Origin of the sequence: Streptomyces sp. NPDC005820, from assembly GCF_040630255.1 — a bacterium.
Taxonomy (GTDB): domain Bacteria; phylum Actinomycetota; class Actinomycetes; order Streptomycetales; family Streptomycetaceae; genus Streptomyces.
In genome coordinates, this window is record NZ_JBEXXE010000042.1 from 68,791 (window position 1) to 84,883 (window position 16,093).

At 72.4% G+C, this 16,093-nt stretch carries 19 protein-coding genes; 11 read left to right on the plus strand and 8 right to left on the minus strand.

The window, feature by feature from the left end; translation table 11 throughout:
• Positions 1-6 precede the first annotated feature (6 nt).
• The 3 genes from ABZ464_RS39095 to ABZ464_RS39105 all read left to right on the plus strand — a co-directional run bounded on the left by ABZ464_RS39095 (position 7) and on the right by ABZ464_RS39105 (position 2,327).
• A complete protein-coding gene (locus ABZ464_RS39095; protein WP_359285912.1) occupies positions 7-765 on the plus strand; it encodes a GPP34 family phosphoprotein in 759 nt (252 codons plus the stop codon).
• A gap of 305 nt (positions 766-1,070) precedes the next feature.
• Positions 1,071-1,928 (plus strand): Scr1 family TA system antitoxin-like transcriptional regulator, encoded by an 858-nt coding sequence (locus ABZ464_RS39100; RefSeq protein WP_133912129.1) that lies wholly within the window; start codon positions 1,071-1,073, stop codon positions 1,926-1,928.
• A 207-nt stretch (positions 1,929-2,135) separates the two neighbouring features.
• Positions 2,136-2,327 carry a DUF397 domain-containing protein gene (locus ABZ464_RS39105; RefSeq protein WP_055633126.1) on the plus strand — a complete coding sequence of 64 codons (192 nt, stop codon included), beginning with the start codon at positions 2,136-2,138 and terminating at the stop codon, positions 2,325-2,327.
• Positions 2,328-2,441: 114 nt separating this feature from the next.
• On the opposite strand, the gene ABZ464_RS39110 is transcribed toward ABZ464_RS39105, so the two are convergent.
• The 3 genes from ABZ464_RS39110 to ABZ464_RS39120 form a co-directional block, all read right to left on the minus strand.
• Positions 2,442-3,326: a MerR family transcriptional regulator gene (locus tag ABZ464_RS39110; protein WP_359285915.1), complete on the minus strand. Its 885-nt coding sequence runs from the start codon at positions 3,324-3,326 to the stop codon at positions 2,442-2,444.
• Between the two features lie 84 nt (positions 3,327-3,410).
• On the minus strand, positions 3,411-3,914 hold the full coding sequence (locus ABZ464_RS39115; RefSeq protein ID WP_359285917.1) for a glutathione peroxidase: 504 nt from the start codon (positions 3,912-3,914) through the stop codon (positions 3,411-3,413).
• A gap of 34 nt (positions 3,915-3,948) precedes the next feature.
• Complete coding sequence (locus ABZ464_RS39120) at positions 3,949-4,941, minus strand: ArsR family transcriptional regulator (protein WP_359285919.1); 993 nt, start codon at positions 4,939-4,941, stop codon at positions 3,949-3,951.
• 128 nt (positions 4,942-5,069) lie between these two features.
• On the opposite strand from ABZ464_RS39120, the gene ABZ464_RS39125 reads away from it, so the two are divergent.
• Positions 5,070-6,320, plus strand: a complete 1,251-nt coding sequence (locus ABZ464_RS39125; protein WP_359285921.1) for an MFS transporter — start codon at positions 5,070-5,072, stop codon at positions 6,318-6,320.
• Here ABZ464_RS39125 and ABZ464_RS39130 read toward each other — a convergent pair.
• The 3 genes from ABZ464_RS39130 to ABZ464_RS39140 all read right to left on the minus strand — a co-directional run bounded on the left by ABZ464_RS39130 (position 6,289) and on the right by ABZ464_RS39140 (position 7,887).
• Complete coding sequence (locus ABZ464_RS39130; protein WP_359285924.1) at positions 6,289-6,861, minus strand: DUF4232 domain-containing protein; 573 nt, start codon at positions 6,859-6,861, stop codon at positions 6,289-6,291. The two genes, ABZ464_RS39125 and ABZ464_RS39130, sit on opposite strands and share 32 nt — an antisense overlap.
• A gap of 89 nt (positions 6,862-6,950) precedes the next feature.
• Positions 6,951-7,559 (minus strand): GNAT family N-acetyltransferase, encoded by a 609-nt coding sequence (locus ABZ464_RS39135; RefSeq protein ID WP_359285926.1) that lies wholly within the window; start codon positions 7,557-7,559, stop codon positions 6,951-6,953.
• Positions 7,560-7,581: 22 nt separating this feature from the next.
• A complete protein-coding gene (locus tag ABZ464_RS39140; RefSeq protein WP_359285928.1) occupies positions 7,582-7,887 on the minus strand; it encodes an SHOCT domain-containing protein in 306 nt (101 codons plus the stop codon).
• Between the two features lie 118 nt (positions 7,888-8,005).
• Here ABZ464_RS39140 and ABZ464_RS39145 point away from each other — a divergent pair, with 118 nt between their 5' ends.
• The 5 genes from ABZ464_RS39145 to ABZ464_RS39165 all read left to right on the plus strand — a co-directional run bounded on the left by ABZ464_RS39145 (position 8,006) and on the right by ABZ464_RS39165 (position 12,426).
• Positions 8,006-8,434 (plus strand): hypothetical protein, encoded by a 429-nt coding sequence (locus tag ABZ464_RS39145; protein ID WP_359285930.1) that lies wholly within the window; start codon positions 8,006-8,008, stop codon positions 8,432-8,434.
• 160 nt (positions 8,435-8,594) lie between these two features.
• Entirely contained in the window at positions 8,595-9,437 is an 843-nt protein-coding gene (locus ABZ464_RS39150; protein ID WP_359285932.1) for an SDR family oxidoreductase, read from the plus strand.
• A 70-nt stretch (positions 9,438-9,507) separates the two neighbouring features.
• On the plus strand, positions 9,508-10,860 hold the full coding sequence (locus tag ABZ464_RS39155; protein ID WP_359285935.1) for a cytochrome ubiquinol oxidase subunit I: 1,353 nt from the start codon (positions 9,508-9,510) through the stop codon (positions 10,858-10,860).
• A complete protein-coding gene (locus ABZ464_RS39160; protein ID WP_359285937.1) occupies positions 10,857-11,912 on the plus strand; it encodes a cytochrome d ubiquinol oxidase subunit II in 1,056 nt (351 codons plus the stop codon). Before ABZ464_RS39155 ends, ABZ464_RS39160 begins: the two co-directional genes overlap by 4 nt.
• Positions 11,913-12,054: 142 nt before the next feature.
• Complete coding sequence (locus tag ABZ464_RS39165) at positions 12,055-12,426, plus strand: hypothetical protein (protein ID WP_359285939.1); 372 nt, start codon at positions 12,055-12,057, stop codon at positions 12,424-12,426.
• 5 nt (positions 12,427-12,431) lie between these two features.
• Here ABZ464_RS39165 and ABZ464_RS39170 read toward each other — a convergent pair whose 3' ends face one another.
• A complete protein-coding gene (locus ABZ464_RS39170) occupies positions 12,432-12,875 on the minus strand; it encodes a DUF6325 family protein (RefSeq protein ID WP_359285941.1) in 444 nt (147 codons plus the stop codon).
• A gap of 170 nt (positions 12,876-13,045) precedes the next feature.
• On the opposite strand from ABZ464_RS39170, the gene ABZ464_RS39175 reads away from it, so the two are divergent.
• Positions 13,046-14,416 (plus strand): hypothetical protein, encoded by a 1,371-nt coding sequence (locus ABZ464_RS39175; RefSeq protein WP_359285944.1) that lies wholly within the window; start codon positions 13,046-13,048, stop codon positions 14,414-14,416.
• Between the two features lie 49 nt (positions 14,417-14,465).
• The gene (locus ABZ464_RS39180) at positions 14,466-15,404 is read left to right on the plus strand and encodes a cyclase family protein (protein ID WP_359285946.1); all 939 of its coding nucleotides are present in this window, start codon (positions 14,466-14,468) and stop codon (positions 15,402-15,404) included.
• 30 nt (positions 15,405-15,434) lie between these two features.
• Here ABZ464_RS39180 and ABZ464_RS39185 read toward each other — a convergent pair whose 3' ends face one another.
• Positions 15,435-16,085 (minus strand): GAP family protein, encoded by a 651-nt coding sequence (locus ABZ464_RS39185; protein WP_359285948.1) that lies wholly within the window; start codon positions 16,083-16,085, stop codon positions 15,435-15,437.
• Positions 16,086-16,093: the final 8 nt, after the last annotated feature.

Genomic DNA, 16,093 nt, shown 5'->3' on the forward strand with positions numbered 1-16,093 from the left:
GCATGGATGGGCAGGAGCCGCAGAACGATTCCGGAAGAGCTTCTTCTGCTGGCGTTGGACCCGACCACGGGTACCACCGCACAGCCGCAGTCGCTCGACCTTGGTCTGGCCGGAGCACAGCTAGTGGAGCTGGCGCTGGCCGGGCGGATAGCCCCTGACGGGGATCGTATCGCCGTGGTGTCCCCACGGCCGACAGGAGATCCAACCCTGGACTGTGCGTTGGAGTTGCTGCGAAGGCGTGGCGCTCCGGTACGGGCCGTCCACTGGATCGGCGGGCCGCGTCTCGGGCTGCGCCAGACCTATCTCTCGCATCTGGAGCGGTGCGGCATGGTGCATGCCGTGGCGGGTCAGATGTGCGGGGTGCTGCCGACCACTCGCTACCAGGCGACGGACACCGAGATCAGCCGGGAGATCAAGGCCCGGCTGGACTCCGCGATCCGCACCGGCGTACCGCCGGACCCGCGGACCGCGGCGCTCGCCGCACTGGCGCACGCGGTCGGCCTCGGCAAGCACCTGTACCCGGGGAACGAGGGACGTTCGTCCCGCTCCCGGCTGCGGGACCTGATCAGGCACGACCCCATGGGCGGTCTCGTCGCGCACGCCGTGATGGACGTCCAGAACGGTGCGGCCGCCCAGCCGCGCCGCAGCCCGGCGGCTCCGGCCGGCCGGCAGACCGGACCGGGCGGACGGCCCGTACCGGAACCCGCCCGTGGAGTTCCGGCACAGCCGCGCCGCGGCCCCATGGCGCGTGTCGTGGCCCACTGAGCCGCGGTTCCGCGACACACCCGGCCAAGCGCCGGCACGCACGACCCGTATGACCCGTTCGGGAGCCGCCGCGGCCCGCGCGGGGTGGTGAAGCCGTACGTCCGTCGCGACGCACGGCGCCGCCGCCCCGCGCGGACGCATGTCCGGGGCGCGGTCCGCGCGTTGTAGGGGGCGTGATCCGAACTGGCGTGTACCGGCCGCATATCCACCGTTTTCCAGCGGTACGAAGCACCTTGGTGGCAGTCTGCTCAACAGCAGATACGCAAAGTGTCAATTACAGGCATGCAGCCGGAGGTGCGCGTCCCGTGACGTCCAATGTCAATCCCACGGTCAGGCGACGCCGGTTGGGCCAGGAGTTGCGCCGACTCCGTGAAGAGAAGGGCATGACGGCCGAACAGGTCGCCGAGCGCCTGCTCGTGTCCCAGTCGAAGATCAGCCGACTGGAGAACGGCCGACGCAGCATCAGCCAGCGCGATGTGCGCGACCTCTGCGGAGTCTACGAGGTCGAGGACCAGCGCATGGTCGAATCGCTGATGGAAATGGCGAAGGACTCCCGCCAGCAGGGCTGGTGGCATGCCTTCGGGGACATTCCGTACAGCGTGTACATCGGTCTGGAGACCGACGCGGAGTCGCTGCGGGTGTACGAACCCCAGACCGTCACCGGCCTGTTGCAGACCCGCGCGTACGCCGAGGCCATCATCCGGGGCGCGCTGCCCGAGCGGCCGGAGGCCGAGGTCGACAAGCGGGTGCAGGTGCGGCTGCGGCGGCAGGAACGAATCACCAACGAGGACGGCCCGCTGCGGCTGTGGGTGGTGCTGGACGAGGCGGCCCTGCGCCGGGTCGTCGGCAGCCGGCTGGTGATGCGCGAGCAACTGGAGCACCTCGCCGAGATGTCGAGGCTTCCGCATGTCACGGTGCAGGTGCTGCCGTTCGAGGTCGGCGCGCATCCCGGCCTCAACGGCCAGTACACGATCCTGGAGTTCGCCGACGCCTCCGACTCGAGCGTGGTCTACATCGAGGGCGTGACGAGCGACCTCTATCTGGAGAAGGCGTACGACGTCCAGCAGTACTCGGTGATGTACGAGCACCTGCGGGCGCAGGCGCTGAACGTCGAGCACTCCCGCCGGGTCATCGACGACCTGGCGAAGGACTACGCGCGATGAAAATCCCTCCGGAATGAGCTTTCCGGGGTGCGGCGGCGGATAGTACACCGCTGACACGCTTAACTGGAAGACTCACCTGGAATATGCCATTCGACCGAGTGAATGACTCCTCCGATTAGCGGGGTTGGCGAGTAGCGTCGATCACGCCAACGATCACCGACGTTGGCGCAAAACCGTGACCTCGCCAACTGGCTAACGGAGCAATCAATGGCAATTCGTCTGGGCGCCACGGAAACGTGGACGACGTCCTCCTACACCAACGGCAACGGCGCCTGCGTGATGGTCAGGTCGACCGTCCTGGAGACGCTGGAACTCGGGGACACCAAGATCCCCGAGGGTCCCAAGCTGGCCTTCCCGGCCGGCGCGTGGAACGCCTTCGTGGCGTCGGTGAAGGAGTAGGGCGAGGAACGTCTCAGCAACTCCCCGGTTCACCTTCGACCGTCGCACAGCCACCGACAGAGCCCTCTCGACAAGATCGCCGTCCTTGCCGAGGGGGCTCGGCCTGTTCAGGTCCTAACCGCGCCTGACGGGGAACGCCACATCGCACACCGGGTCCTCCGGGCCCGCCGCGTCCCAGTCGGCGAAGTAGACCTCACGGCACGGGCCGTCGTACTCCCAGCCCTCCCGCTTCATCCATGCCTCCACCGCCTCGAACGCGGCGATGATCTGGGGATGGGCGACCTGCGCCTTGCTGATCCGGGTGGACGCCAGCCGCCGGGCCGGCTCCACCCGCACCTCGATCTTCCGGGACCGCCCCTGGGCGGCCGCCCAGGCCCGGGCCGCCGTCTCGTCGGCGACCGGCACACAGGACTCCGCCGGTCCGTCGCTCTCCATGGACACCTCGGCGTGGTACGCCACGAACGGCGCGCCGGTGGTGCCCCCGCACTCGCCCGCCGCCGCCTCCAGCCGGCCGAGGGCGGCGGGGATCCAGGTGGGCAGTTCGTCCGCCAGCACATGCCGCGTCTCGGTGATGATCACTTGCTCGGGCAGGTCGACGATCGCGACCTCGAACTTCTCGTACATCTCGGAGCTCCTCCCCGACAGTCGTCCACGGAGGTACTCGGCGAGCGTGCGCCGGGCGGCGAACCGGGCCTCGGCCTCGGTCCAGTAGGCGGCGAGCAGGTCCGCGCCCTCGGCGCCACCGGTCTCGACCACCTCGGCGATCCGGGCCAGCGGCATGTCGAGCTGCCGCAGCATCGCCACCAGCCGGGCCCGGTCCACCTGGCCGGCGCGGTAGTAGCGATAGCCGCTCGCCTCGTCGACCCGCGCCGGGGCCAGCAGGCCCAGCCGGTCGTAGAGGCGCAGCGCCTTGGCCGTGAGACGGGCCCGCGCGGCGAACGCGCCGATGGTCAGCAGTTCGTCGTCGTCGCGTACGTTCACCTGGTCATCCTCCGTCACCGGGCGGTCTGCTCCGCCCGGCGACGAGGAGACTCCGCCTTGCCCCAGGGACAAGGTCAAGGGCAGGGCCAAGCGGGCCGGCCGCTACGCCAGCCGCGCCTCGATCGCGGTGACGACCTCGTCGGACTCCGGCTCGGCCTGCGGCGAGAAGCGCGCCACCACGGACCCGTCCCGGCCGACGAGGAACTTCTCGAAGTTCCAGCGGATGTCACCCGTGTGGCCCTCCGCGTCCGCGAAGCCGACCAGGCGCTCGTACAGGGGGTGCCGGCCCTCGCCGTTCACCTCGACCTTCTCGGTCAGCGGGAAGGTCACGCCGTACGTCGCCGAGCAGAACTCCGCGATCTCCTCGGCGGTGCCGGGCTCCTGCCCGAGGAACTGGTTGCAGGGCACGCCGAGCACGGTGAAGCCCTGTGCGGCGTACCGCTCCTGGAGCTTCTCCAGCCCGTTGTACTGCGGGGTCAGACCACACTTGGAGGCCACGTTCACGATCAGTACGACCTGGCCCGAGTACTCCGAGAGCTGCGCGGACCCACCCTTGAGCGCACCGATCTCGACGTCGAGGGGGGAGGAAACGGCATCAGTAGTCATGGGCGGATGCTAGCCCCGCGGGGTGAACCCGTCTTTAACCGGGGGCGCTCTCCCCTTCCGTTTCCTGCGCCGCCCCGGCCAGTACCTCCCCCGCCGCCGTCCGCGAGTACAGCACCGACCGCCCCGCCCGCCGTCGCTCCACCAGCCCCGCGTCCAGCAGCACCCGCAGATGCCGGCCCACCGAGCCCAGGCCCTGCCCGGTCAGCGCGACCAGCTGGGTGGTGCTCAGCGACCCCTGGCCGAGCAGCACCAGCACGGCCGCCCGCCCCGGCCCCAGCAGCGCGCCGAGCGCCGCCGGCACCGCCCGCTCCCGGTGGTCCCCGGCCAGTGGGCCCGCGCACGGGTACACCACCGCGTACCGCTCCCGCCCCTCCCACGACACCCACCCGGCCCTCGGGGTGACCGGCACGAACACCAGCTCCGCCCCAGAGATCTCCCGGGGCGGGTACTCATGCGCGTTCACCTGGAACCGGCTCTCCCCGAGCCACCGCGTCCCCGGCCGCAGCGAGTCCAGCGCCGCCGCCCAGCCGCCCCGGCTGACCTGCGCGGTCCGCGCGACCACATCCGCCTCCAGGACATGCCGCCGACGCTCCCAGGACGGCCGTACGGCCGCCTCCCACACGTACTCCAGCAGCGCCGCCGCCCGCTCGGGCAGATCGTCGCGGTCCAGGGCGGCGGGCAGCGGACCGCCGAGCGAGAGCCGCAGATGCGCGCGGGCCTCGGCGGGATCCGCCGCCCGCACCCGCGCCACCCCCTCCTCGAAGCTCTCGCCGTCGCGCGGGGTCGGGGTGAGGAAGTCGGCGATCCAGCTTCGCCCGAGCCCGGCGCGGATCAGCAGCGCGGTCACCGGCTCCGCCGCCAACTCGACGCGGTAGGCGGGCAGATGGGCCCGCAGCCAGTCCTGTTCGCCGGGATGGGCGCCCACACCCCACTGGAGCAGCTTCACGCTCGCGAAGGTCTCGGCGAGCGGCGAGAGCACGAACCGGCTGCGGGCCAGCGTGTCGGCGTTCAGCTGCCACCAGCCCACCGCGAACCTCCTTGTGGCATACGGGATTTCGCGTACCGACGTTTCGCATGCCGATGTTTCGCGTACCGACGTTTCGCGCGACCGCGAAACAATAACCGCCCCTTCCCGGCCCGCCCGAGACTCCGGCCATGACCGGCTACCGACAGCTCTTCCGCACCCCGGAGTTCACCCCTCTCTTCCTCTCCTCCGCCGCCCACACCGCCGCCCAGACGGTGAGCGGACTCGCCCTCGGCACCCTCGTCTTCCGGACCACCGACTCGCCGCTGCTGTCGGCGGTGAGCATGTTCGGACCCTCGCTCGCCCAGGCCGTCGGCGCGACCCTGCTGCTCTCGGGCGCCGACCGGCTGGCCCCGAGGGCCACGCTGACCGGCCTGTCCCTCGCCTTCGCCGTCACCACGGCCGCCCTCGCCCTGCCCGGCCTCCCGGTCGGGGCCGTCCTCGCGGTCGTCTTCCTGGAGGGCCTGATCGCCTCGCTCGGCGGGGGCGTCCGCTGGGGCCTGCTGAACGAGATCCTCGGCGGCGACGGGTCGTATCTGCCGGGGCGTTCGCTCTTCAACGTCATGAGCGGGCTGACGCAGGTCACCGGGTACGCCGTCGGCGGCGCCCTGGTCACCGCCCTCGACCCCCGCCCGGTGCTCCTGCTCGCCGCCCTGCTCCACGCCGTCGCCGCCGTCGTCGCCCGCCTCGGCCTGACCGCCCGGCCGCCGCGCGCCACGGGCCGCCCCTCGGCCGCCGCGACGCGGCGCGCCAACGCCGTCCTGTGGTCCCTGCGGGCCCGCCGGCTCACCTACCTCGGCCTGTGGGTCCCCAACGGGCTGGTCGTCGGCTGCGAGGCGCTGTTCGTGCCGTACGCCCCCGACGCGGCGGGCACGCTGTTCGCGTGCGCGGCGCTGGGGATGCTGGTCGGCGACGTGACGGTCGGCCGGTTCGTGCCGCCGGCCGTCCGGGGCCGGCTCGCCACGCCGCTGCTGCTTCTGCTGGCCACCCCCTACCTCTTCTTCGTCCTGCGGCCCGCCCTCCCCGTCGCCGCCGTCTGCGCGGCCCTCGCCTCGGTCGGCTTCGGGGCGAGCCTGGTGCAGCAGGAGCGCCTGATGGCCCTCACCCCGGCCGGACTCGGCGGGCAGGCGCTGGGGCTGCACTCCGCCGGGATGGGGAGCATGCAGGGGGTGGGCGCGGGGGTGGCGGGGACGGTGGCCCAACTCACCTCCGCGGCCACCGCGATGACCGTGATGGCGGTGCTGTCGGTGGGGGTGACGGTGGCGCTGGCCGTGGCGGGTGCGCGGCGCGATGTGCCGTCGTGTGTCTGTACGGCCCGCGCCCCCTCAGGGTGCTGTCACCGCCGTACGTTCAGGCGGGTTCCGTGGCGGACACCGGGGTGACGTCCACCAGGTCGTCGCACTCGGCGAACAGCCCGTCGTCCAGTGCGACCTGGTGGCTGCCCGAGCCCGGCAGGCCCACGACCAGGGTCGGGTACGTCACCGGGTCCGCCCCCGAGGCGCAGTAGCCGTCGGCCTCGCCCTGTACCTGGACGAACGTCAGCTTCACCCACGCCGTGCCGCCGGGGGCCACCGTCACCGGCCGTGCGGTGCCGCTCCTGGTCACGTCCAGCGGGCGGTTGCGGTCCGGGGACCCGTTGCCGGCGCCCGCGGCCGTCGGGTGGCCCTCGAGCACGCAGGGCGTCTTCGAGACGTTGGTGAACGCCACGACCGCCGCCCCGGTCCCGGTCCCGGCCGGGCGCTCCGCGGCCTGCCGGGCGGCGGCCTCCAGGCTCTCGGCCGGGCAGGTGGGCGCCGCGTCGTCCGTCGTCGCCGGGGACGAGGTGGCCGGGGCCGTCCCCACGTCCTCCAGGCCGGGCTCGCACCCGCTCACCGCCAGCGCGGCCGCCGAGACCGCCACCACCATCCACGCCGTCCCGCGCATGCCGTCCCCCGGTCGTTCGCCGGGCCGGTCCTCACCGACCCGCATCGGTCCAGACGCAGAGACGGACAGCCGGCCGGGTGCGCGCGGTTCTAGCGAGTGACCACGCGTGACGGTTCGGTGACGATCCGTACGTGACGGTGACCGTCGAGCGGGAAGCCGGGCGGGGCGGCGGGCAGGACGCCGTCGAGGACGTACCCCGTCTTCTCGGCGACCCGGCAGGACGCCTCGTTGTCCACCTGGTGGAGGAGTTCGAGACGGCCCAGTCCGGTGGGCGCGAACGTGGCGCACGCCCATTCGGTGAGGGTGAGCAGGGCGCGCGGGGCCACGCCCCGGCCGCGTGCGCCGGCGGCCGTCCAGTAGCCCACCTCGGCGGTCGGGGCGCCGGGGCCGGCCGTCTTCAGGACCACCTGGCCGACGAGACGGTCACCGGTCTCCCCGGCGGGGCGCTCCTCGACGGGGCGCTCCTCGACGACGGCGAAGCAGAACCGCCTCCCCGAGGCCCAGCCCTCCCGCTGGGACTCGATCCAGCGGGCCCCTTCGGCCTCGTCGTCCACCCGGTGACCGGTCCAGCGGCGCAGCACCGGGTCCCGCAGCGCGTCGAGAAGCGCCGGGACGTCGGCGGGGCGCCAGGGGCGCAGGGCGAGGGCGGGTGCGTCGGGATGCGCGGTGGCGCGCAGGGCGACCGGGGTGGGCGGCATCGGGCGATCGTACGCGGTGCCCTCAGGCGAGCAGCCTGCGCTTCTGCTCCTCGAACTCGGCCTCGGTGAGCACGCCCTGGGCCTTGAGGTCGCCGAGCTGCTTCAGCTGGTCGATCTTGTTGGTCATCTCGTCGGCCGTCGACGGGGGTGCCTGGGGTGCCGGGGGCGGCGGGGGCTGCTGGTAGCTCTGGGGCTGCTGGTAGGGCTGTTGCTCGGCGGCCTGGGTGGCCCAGCGGCCCTGCTGACGGCGTGACACCCGGTTGGAGACCGCGGTCGCCGTTCCCGCCACCACCGCGGTGCGGGCGACTCCGCGCAGAAGACCAGGCATGGCGATCTCCTTTTTCCTCGACGGTCCCTCCATTGGAGCACGCTTCCCCTTGATCTGCCGGGTGCCGTAATCCGTGGCAGCCTGGTTCTGTGTGTTCGCCGAAGCGAAGGAGCTCGACATGGCCACGCAGGGCAGAGGAATGACGGACACCACGGCTCGCGGGGGAATGGCCGTGTCCGGCTGGACGCTGTTCGCCGCGATCATGATGGTGTTCGGCGGCGTCATGGCGATATTCGAAGGAATAGCCGCCATAGCCGAGGACGACGTGTTCGTCACGACGCGGAATTACACCTTCCAGTGGAGTCTCACCGGCTGGGGCTGGATGCACCTCGTGCTCGGCATCGTGGTCACGCTGGCGGGCATCGCTCTGTTCAGCGGGGCCCTGTGGGCCCGGCTCATCGGTATCGTGCTGGTCGGACTGTCCATGATCGCCAACTTCGCCTGGCTGCCCTGGTACCCGTTCTGGGCGGTCATGCTCATCGTCATCGACGGCTTCGTGATGTGGGCGCTGTGTGTCGGGCCCAGCAAGGACGCCAGGGCGGCCTGAGCCGTCGTTCCCGGTCCTCGCGCGCCATTGCGCCGTTCGGCCCCGGTGGTCACCCGCACGTGCCGCCGGGGCCCGCGCCGTCCGGCCCCGCGGCCGCACCGGTGTTTTCGTTGGGTGTGGATTTCCCCCGCCACGGGGGCGCACCCGTAGGGAGACATCAGTGGAGACCAGCAGCGGCAGCCCGGGAATTCAGCCGATCGCCTTTCCCCTCCTGAAGGGGCAGAAAGCACTCGTCACGGGAGCGAATTCGGGAATCGGCAGGGCGACCGCCGTGGCGCTCGGGCGGGTGGGCGCCGATGTCGTCGTGAATTACGTGTCCGGCCCGGAGGCCGCCGAGGAAGTGGTCCGCGAGATCGAGGGTTTCGGGGTCCGCGCGTACGCGCACGAGGCGGACGTCTCCCAGGAGGACCAGGTCGTCGACATGGTCGCCTCCATGGTCAGGGAATTCGGGACCATCGACGTCATGGTGGCCAACGCGGGCCTGCAACGGGACGCCCCCGTCACCGACATGACCATGGACCAGTGGCACAAGGTGCTGGACGTCAACCTCACCGGCCAGTTCCTGTGCGCCCGCGAGGCCACCAAGGAGTTCCTGCGGCGCGGTGTCGTCCCGGAGGTCTCCCGCTCCGCCGGGAAGATCATCTGCATGAGCTCGGTGCACCAGCTCATCCCCTGGTCCGGGCACGTCAACTACGCCTCGTCCAAGGGCGGGGTGCTGATGCTGATGGCGACCCTCTCGCAGGAGCTCGCCCCCTACCGGATCCGGGTCAACGCCGTCGCCCCCGGCGCGATCCGCACCCCCATCAACCGCAGCGCCTGGGACACCCCGGAGGCCGAGGCCGACCTGCTGCGGCTCATCCCCTACCGCCGGGTCGGCGACCCCGACGACATCGCGAACACGGTCGCCGTCCTCGCCTCCGACCTGCTCGACTACATCGTCGGCACCACGATCTACGTCGACGGCGGCATGACCCTGTTCCCCGGCTTCGCCACCGGCGGCTGACATCGGCACCGTCCACGCCGCCGGGATCCTGGCCGCCACCCCGCCCCAACTGCTGCCCGCGCGCGAACTCATGGCCTTCACCCTGGCCACCCACATCCTGCTCGTGCCCTTCGGTGTCGCCCTGCCCGCCCTCACCCTGCTGATGCACCACCGAGGGCTGCGCAAGGGCGACGAGGTCGCGCTGCGCCTGGCGCGCCGCTGGTCGGCGGTGATGGCCGTGCAGTTCGCCATCGGCATCGTCACCGGCACCGTGCTGTCCTTCGAGTTCGGGCTGCTGTGGCCCGGCATGATGGGCCGCTGGGGAGACGTCTTCGGGCTCGGCTTCGGCGTCGAGGGCTGGGCCTTCTTCCTGGAGGCCATCCTCATCGCCGTCTACCTGTACGGCTGGCGCACACTGCGCCCCTGGCCGCACTTCTGGGTCGGGGTCCCGCTGTGCGCGGCGGCGCTGCTCGGCGCGTTCGGGATCCTCGCCGCGAACTCCTGGATGAACACCCCCCGCGGTTTCACCCTCGACGCCTCCGGCGGCCCGGCCACCGTCGACGTACGGCAGGCGATCTTCACCCCGATCTTCGGCCCCGAGTACTGGCACTTCATCGGCGCCGCCTACCTGACCGCCGCGTACTGCGTGGCCGGCGTGTACGCGGTCGGTCTGCTGCGCGGCCGCCGGGACCGCTACCACCGGCTCGGCTTCACCGTGCCGTTCACGGTCGCCGCGATCCTCACCCCGATCCAGTTCATGCTGGGCGACTCGCTGGCCCGGGCCGTCTTCCACCAGCAGCCGGTGAAGTTCTCCGCCATGGAGATCGTCTGGACCACCGGCACCCATGTGCCCGAGTACATGTTCGGGATCCTGCACTCCGACGGGAGCGTCTCCGGCGGGATCAAGATCCCCCAACTGGACTCGATCCTGGCCGGCTTCAGCCCCGCCACCGAGGTGCAGGGCCTCACCGCGGTCCCCGCCGACACCCGCCCGACGACCACTCAGGCGACCATCGTGCACTGGGCGTTCGACATCATGGTGACCCTCGGCAGCCTGCTGATCCTGCTCGCCCTCTGGTACGGCTGGGCCCGGCTGCGCCGCCGCGACCTGCCCCGCTCGCGCTGGTTCCTGCGGTGCGCGGCCGTCGCGGGCGCGGCCTGCCTGGTCTGTGTGGAGTGCGGCTGGGTCACCACGGAGGTGGGCCGCCAGCCCTGGATCGTGTACGAGCACATGCGGGTCTCGGAGGCGGTCACCGGCACCCACGCCTACGGGCTGTGGACGATGTTCGGGATCGTGGTCGTCGTGTACCTCTGCGCCTTCGCCGCGTTCCTCACCGTCGTACGGAGGATGAGCGCCCGGTGGCGGGCGGCCGACGCCGCCGGGGACGTCGTACCGGAAGTGCCGGAGAGCGACCTCCCCTACGGGCCGCGGGACCGCGTATGACCATCGCGAGTCTCATCGCCTGGGTGCTGCTGATCCTCGTCGCCGCCTACGCCTGCGCCGGGGGCACCGACTACGGCGCCGGGTACTGGGACCTCATGGCCGGGGGCGCCGAGCGCGGGAAGCGGCCCCGATGGCTCGTCGACCACGCGATGGCGCCGGTCTGGGAGGCCAACAACGTCTGGCTGATCTTCATCCTGGTCGTCATGTGGACCGGCTTCCCCGTCCTGTTCCAGACCGTCTTCACGGCGATGTGGCTCCCGCTGGCCCTCGCCGCGGTCGGCCTGGTCCTGCGCGGCGCCGGGTTCGCCCTGCGCAAACCCACCCGGCGGCTCGCCGGACGCCGTGTGTACGGCGCCGCGTTCGCCGTCTCCTCCCTGCTCACGCCGTTCTTCCTGGGCGCGGTCGTCGGCGGCCTCGCCACCGGGCGGGTCGCCCCGGGGACCCCGGCCTCGGCCGACGCCTGGTCCAACAAGACGTCCGTGATCGCCGGCCTGCTCACCGTCGCGGCCACCGCGTTCCTCGGCGCGGTCAACCTCACCGCCGACGCCCGCCGCTTCGGCGAGGCCCCGCTCGTCGGCTACTTCCGGCTGCGCGCCTGGGCGAGCCTGGCCGCGGTCGCCGTCCTGGCGTTCATCGGCCTCGGCATCACCCACGACGACGCCCGGTACGTGTACGACGGCCTCACCAGCGGGACCGGGCTGCTTCTGGTGATCCTGGCGGCCGGCTGCGCCCTCGCCACCGCCGTACTGCTCCACTTCACGGCCACCGGCTGGGCCCGGCTCACGGCCGCCGCCTCGGTCGCCCTCGTCGTCTTCGCCTGGGGGACCGCCCAGCGGCCCTACCTCGTCCCGACCTCGCTGACCGTCTCCCAGGCGGCGGGCGCCTCGACCACCCTGCGCTGGCTCGCCCTCGTGACGCTGATCGCGGTGGTGCTGGTCGGCCCGCCCCTGGTCCTCCTCTACCGCCTCGACACCAAGGGCGCCCTGCAGCCCCTCACCGACGCCGACCTGCGCCGGGCGGGCCCCGGGGACGGTCCGGAGGGGGCCGGGTGACCGTCGTGCGGAGCGGCGAATCGGCGGATTCAGCCGACTGGGCCCGTCCCGGATGACGCGGACCGCCGGTCGCGGCAGCCTGGGCGGAAGAGAGCCCGATGACCTCCCGCAGGGCTTCCCGCACAGACGAGGACCCGTCGCCATGATCTGTCGTAGCCGCCCCGGCCGGCGGGCCGCAGCCGTCGTTCTCCTGCTCGCCGTCGCGGGCTGCACGGGGCACTCCGCCGTGGGCACCATCGAGTACACGACCCCGGAGAAGCGGGTGGTGCAGATCCAGAGCCCCTCCCGCGACGGCTGCCACCCGCTGCCCGGCGGCGCCCACCACGTCACCAACCACACCGACGACGACATCCGCCTGTACGCCAACACGGACTGCGAGCTGACGACGGCCGGGAACGACCAGAGCGGCCGGATCGGCGGCGAGGCCTTCTACCTCGGCACGCAGATGTCCGTCGAGTACACGCCCGGGCAGTCCCCGTGGCTGAGCTACTCCGTCGTCGGCGGGGGCGGCTGAGCCGCTCAGGACGCGGCCTCGGCGGCGTCGAGGGAGGCGAGGACGGCCTGGACGTTCAGGCGTCCGGAGGCGACGAGCTCGGCGCCGGCGCGCCGCAGGGCCGCGGCGAACGGCGCCGCCCACAGGTTCTCGTAGACCAGCAGCCCGGCGGAGTTGCCGGGCTGCACCGCCGCGGCCGCCTCCTCCAGGTCGTCCTGGCCGAGCACTCCGGAGTGGACGCCCTCGAAGACGGTCAGGTCCAGTTCCCCGTCACCGGTGAGATCGGCGATCTCCAGGGCGGTCACCGTGCCGTCCTCGTCCTTCCTGATGAACATCAGGTCCAGGATGCGGACGATGCCGCGGTCCACCAGATCGACCAGCAGCGGGAAGGCCTCGCCCGTCATGCGGTTGCCGGGGAACTCCACGACCAGGTAGTCGATGGGTCCCATCTCGTCGATTCGCTCGGTCACGGCGGTCACCTCGGGTGCTCGTGGGTCCCCCGACAGCCATTGCAACACCGGACCTGGGCCGTCGCACCCGCTGCCCGGTTCACACGGCCGGCCGCCTCCCGGCCCCGCCGTTCACCCCACCGGCCCCTCCCGGCTCGCCCGCCGGACCCCGCCGGGATCTGCTCGGAGGCATGACAGGCAGCGACACACCGCCACCGGAGCGGCGGCCGGACGGCGAACCGGATCGCGCGCGGGACCGCGAGCTGGAAGAACTGCACCGCCGGGTGCGCGAGTTGGAGAGCGCCCGGCACGAGCCGAAGCACCGGCTGCGCGCGCTCGGCTCCACCCTGCTGATCATCCTGGCGTCCCTGCTGGCCCTGCTCGCCGTGGTCGCGGTCTGGGCGAACAGCATCGTGCGGGACACCGACCGCTATGTCGCCACGGTGGCGCCGCTCGCGTCGAACCCGGACATCCAGCAGGCCGTGACCACCCGCGTCACCGACGCCGTGATCGCACAGATCGACGTGGACGGGCTGGTCAAGCAGCTCAGCGACGCGGCGGCGGAGAAGGGCGTGCCGCCCAAGCTGGCCGATCTCGTCGACAACCTCGACGGCCCCATCACCAGCGGTCTGAAGGACCTGATCAGCGGCACCGTGATGCGCGTGGTCTCCAGCTCCGCCTTCGAGACGGCCTGGAAGAACGCCAACCGCCGCGCCCACTCCGCCGTGGACAAGGCGCTGACGGGCAGCTCCGACAGTGTCGTGCAGCTGAAGGACGATCAGGTCGCCATCGACGTCGGGCCCATCGTCGCCCAGGTGAAGGACCGGCTGGTCGACGCGGGACTGACCGTGGCGTCGAAGATCCCGGCCGTCCACACCGACTTCGTGGTGGTCCAGGGCAAGGACGTCGGCAAGATCAAGACGTATATGCGGATCCTGGAGATCGTCGGCAACTGGCTGCCGATCATCGCGGTGCTGGTCGCCGCCGCCGGTGTGTTCGTGGCCGCCCACCGCCGGCGGGCGCTGATCGGGGCCGCGATCGGCGTCTTCCTCGCCATGGTGCTGCTGGGCGTGGTCCTCACCGTCTTCCGCGCGGTGTATCTCGACCATCTGCCACCGCACACGAACGAGGGCGCCGCGGGCGCGATCTACGACGCGCTGGTGCGGTTCCTGCGCTCCAGTGTGCGGGCGGTCGGGGCGCTGGCCCTGGTCACGGCCATCGGCGCGTTCTTCGTCGGGCCGTCCCGGCCCGCCGTGCTCACCCGGCACTTCTTCAGCAAGGGCATCGGCGCGGGCCGGGACGTGGCCGTCGGGGCGGGGCTGCGGCTCGGCCCGGTGGGCCGGTTCGTGCACCGCTTCAAGCTGTGGATCGGGGTGGCGATCCTGGCGGTGGCCGCGATCGTCCTGTTCACCTGGAGCTATCCGACCATGGCGGTCGTGCTCTGGACGGCCGTGATCGTGCTGGCCGCCTTCGGCATCCGCGAGTTCCTGGACACCGGGGACAGGGCAGACATGGGGGACACCGGGGACACCGGCCCGCAGGGCGAGCCGAAGACGGCCTGACGGTACGGCTCTGGGTGCGCGCGGCCGGGCCCTGCCCGATGGTGGGAGCATGGGGACCTCCTCCGATCGCCTCGGCGAGTCCGGCTTCCGGTCGCTGTACCGGCGGCTGCTGAGCACGGCACCCGGCGCCGCCTCCCCCCGCGGCGCCCTGGAGACCCTCACGCCCGACCGGGTGCTGGCCGCCGTACGGGAGGTGCGCTCGGGCCGTACGGTGTCGCTGGCCTCCCCGGTCGGCACGGTCGCCGCGCCCGACGATCCGCGGCCGGCCGAGCACCGGCTCACCGCGCCGGAGGGCGGGGTCCCGGCGCCCGGCGGCGGCCTCGAGTTCGCCCGGGACCGGTTCGCCATGGACGTCCACGGCGACGTCAACACCCACCTGGACGCCCTGTGCCACGTCCTCTACGACGACACCGTGCACGGCGGTCTCCCGGCCGCCGACGCCCTCACCCCCGAGGGAGCGCGGACCCTCTCCGCCGACCTCGTCCGCGATGGCCTCGTGGGACGTGCCGTACTGCTCGACATTCCCGGACTGCACGGACTGCCCTGGCTGGAACCCGGGACGAGCGTCACCGCGGCGGACCTGGAGGCCGCCGAGGCCCGGCAGGGCGTTCGGGCCGGCCCCGGCGACCTGCTGCTGGTCCGGGTGGGACACCGGCGCCGCCGCGAGGAACTCGGGCCCTGGGACGCCTCCGTCGCGCGGGCCGGACTGGACCCGGCGGCGCTGGAGCTGCTGGCCGAGCGGCGGGTCGCGGTGCTCGGCGGCGACGGCAACAACGACACCGCGCCCAGCCCGGTGCGCGGTGTGGACTTCCCGGTGCATGTCCTCGCCGTGCACGCCATGGGGCTGCATCTGCTGGACTATCTGCGGCTGGAGGCGGTGCTGCCGCTGTGCGCGGCGGAGGGGCGCTGGTCGTTCCTGTGCGTGATCGCACCCCTGCGGCTGCCGATGGCGACCGGGTCGCCGGTCAACCCGATCGCGGTGCTGTGAGGTGCTCCCGGGCAGCCGCCGGGGCCGGGTTCAGGAGGTCAGCTGGGCGATGCCCCGGCCCACCAGGAACAGCCCCGCCGCCAGCGTCACGGCGACGAGCGCGCGTTCCTGATGCGCTTCGAGCCAGGTGCGCAGCCCGCCCAGGCGGGTGCGGGCCGTGTCGGGGGCGAGCAGCGTGTACACCTCCATCGCCAGCAGGCTGCTCGTGGCGAGCACGCAGTACGCGACGAGGGCCACGTAGGACGAGCTGTCGGACAGATCGGCGCCCACCACCGTCGCCGCCCCGGCCGCCACGAGCCCCCACGGCTGTAGCAGCGGCGCCAGCCCCGCCGCGGTCCACGCGGAGAGCCGGTCGAGCCGGGTCATCATGCCGCCGCCGGAGGACGTGCGGCGCCGGGGGCCGCGCCGGTGCCGGTGCAGGCCGTACGAGAGGAGCCCCACGCCGACGGCGAGCTTGACGGCGGAGGCGGCGGTGGAGGGCGGGGATCGGGGGGCCGGAGGCTCGCCGCCGGTGGAGAGCAGCACGGCGCCCAGGACGACCACGAAGCAGGCGAGCCAGGAGACGATGAACGCGAGGCCCTTCCAGGTGCCGCCGCGTACCGACAGCACCAGGACGAACGCGGTCACCGACAGCGGGAACACGGCGATCGCCAGCCCGATGAGCATCAGGTCAAGCACCATGGTGACCC

Excerpts from the sequence above, each read along its gene's own strand:
- ABZ464_RS39095 (WP_359285912.1), top strand. The coding sequence starts at position 7 with ATGGGCAGGAGCCGCAGAACGATTCCGGAAGAGCTTCTTCTGCTGGCG.
- ABZ464_RS39105 (WP_055633126.1), top strand. The coding sequence starts at position 2,136 with ATGGCAATTCGTCTGGGCGCCACGGAAACGTGGACGACGTCCTCCTAC.
- ABZ464_RS39115 (WP_359285917.1), bottom strand. The coding sequence starts at position 3,914 with ATGACTACTGATGCCGTTTCCTCCCCCCTCGACGTCGAGATCGGTGCG.
- ABZ464_RS39125 (WP_359285921.1), top strand. The coding sequence starts at position 5,070 with ATGACCGGCTACCGACAGCTCTTCCGCACCCCGGAGTTCACCCCTCTC.
- ABZ464_RS39130 (WP_359285924.1), bottom strand. The coding sequence starts at position 6,861 with ATGCGCGGGACGGCGTGGATGGTGGTGGCGGTCTCGGCGGCCGCGCTG.
- ABZ464_RS39135 (WP_359285926.1), bottom strand. The coding sequence starts at position 7,559 with ATGCCGCCCACCCCGGTCGCCCTGCGCGCCACCGCGCATCCCGACGCA.
- ABZ464_RS39140 (WP_359285928.1), bottom strand. The coding sequence starts at position 7,887 with ATGCCTGGTCTTCTGCGCGGAGTCGCCCGCACCGCGGTGGTGGCGGGA.
- ABZ464_RS39145 (WP_359285930.1), top strand. The coding sequence starts at position 8,006 with ATGGCCACGCAGGGCAGAGGAATGACGGACACCACGGCTCGCGGGGGA.
- ABZ464_RS39155 (WP_359285935.1), top strand. The coding sequence starts at position 9,508 with ATGGCCTTCACCCTGGCCACCCACATCCTGCTCGTGCCCTTCGGTGTC.
- ABZ464_RS39160 (WP_359285937.1), top strand. The coding sequence starts at position 10,857 with ATGACCATCGCGAGTCTCATCGCCTGGGTGCTGCTGATCCTCGTCGCC.
- ABZ464_RS39165 (WP_359285939.1), top strand. The coding sequence starts at position 12,055 with ATGATCTGTCGTAGCCGCCCCGGCCGGCGGGCCGCAGCCGTCGTTCTC.
- ABZ464_RS39175 (WP_359285944.1), top strand. The coding sequence starts at position 13,046 with ATGACAGGCAGCGACACACCGCCACCGGAGCGGCGGCCGGACGGCGAA.
- ABZ464_RS39180 (WP_359285946.1), top strand. The coding sequence starts at position 14,466 with ATGGGGACCTCCTCCGATCGCCTCGGCGAGTCCGGCTTCCGGTCGCTG.
- ABZ464_RS39185 (WP_359285948.1), bottom strand. The coding sequence starts at position 16,085 with ATGGTGCTTGACCTGATGCTCATCGGGCTGGCGATCGCCGTGTTCCCG.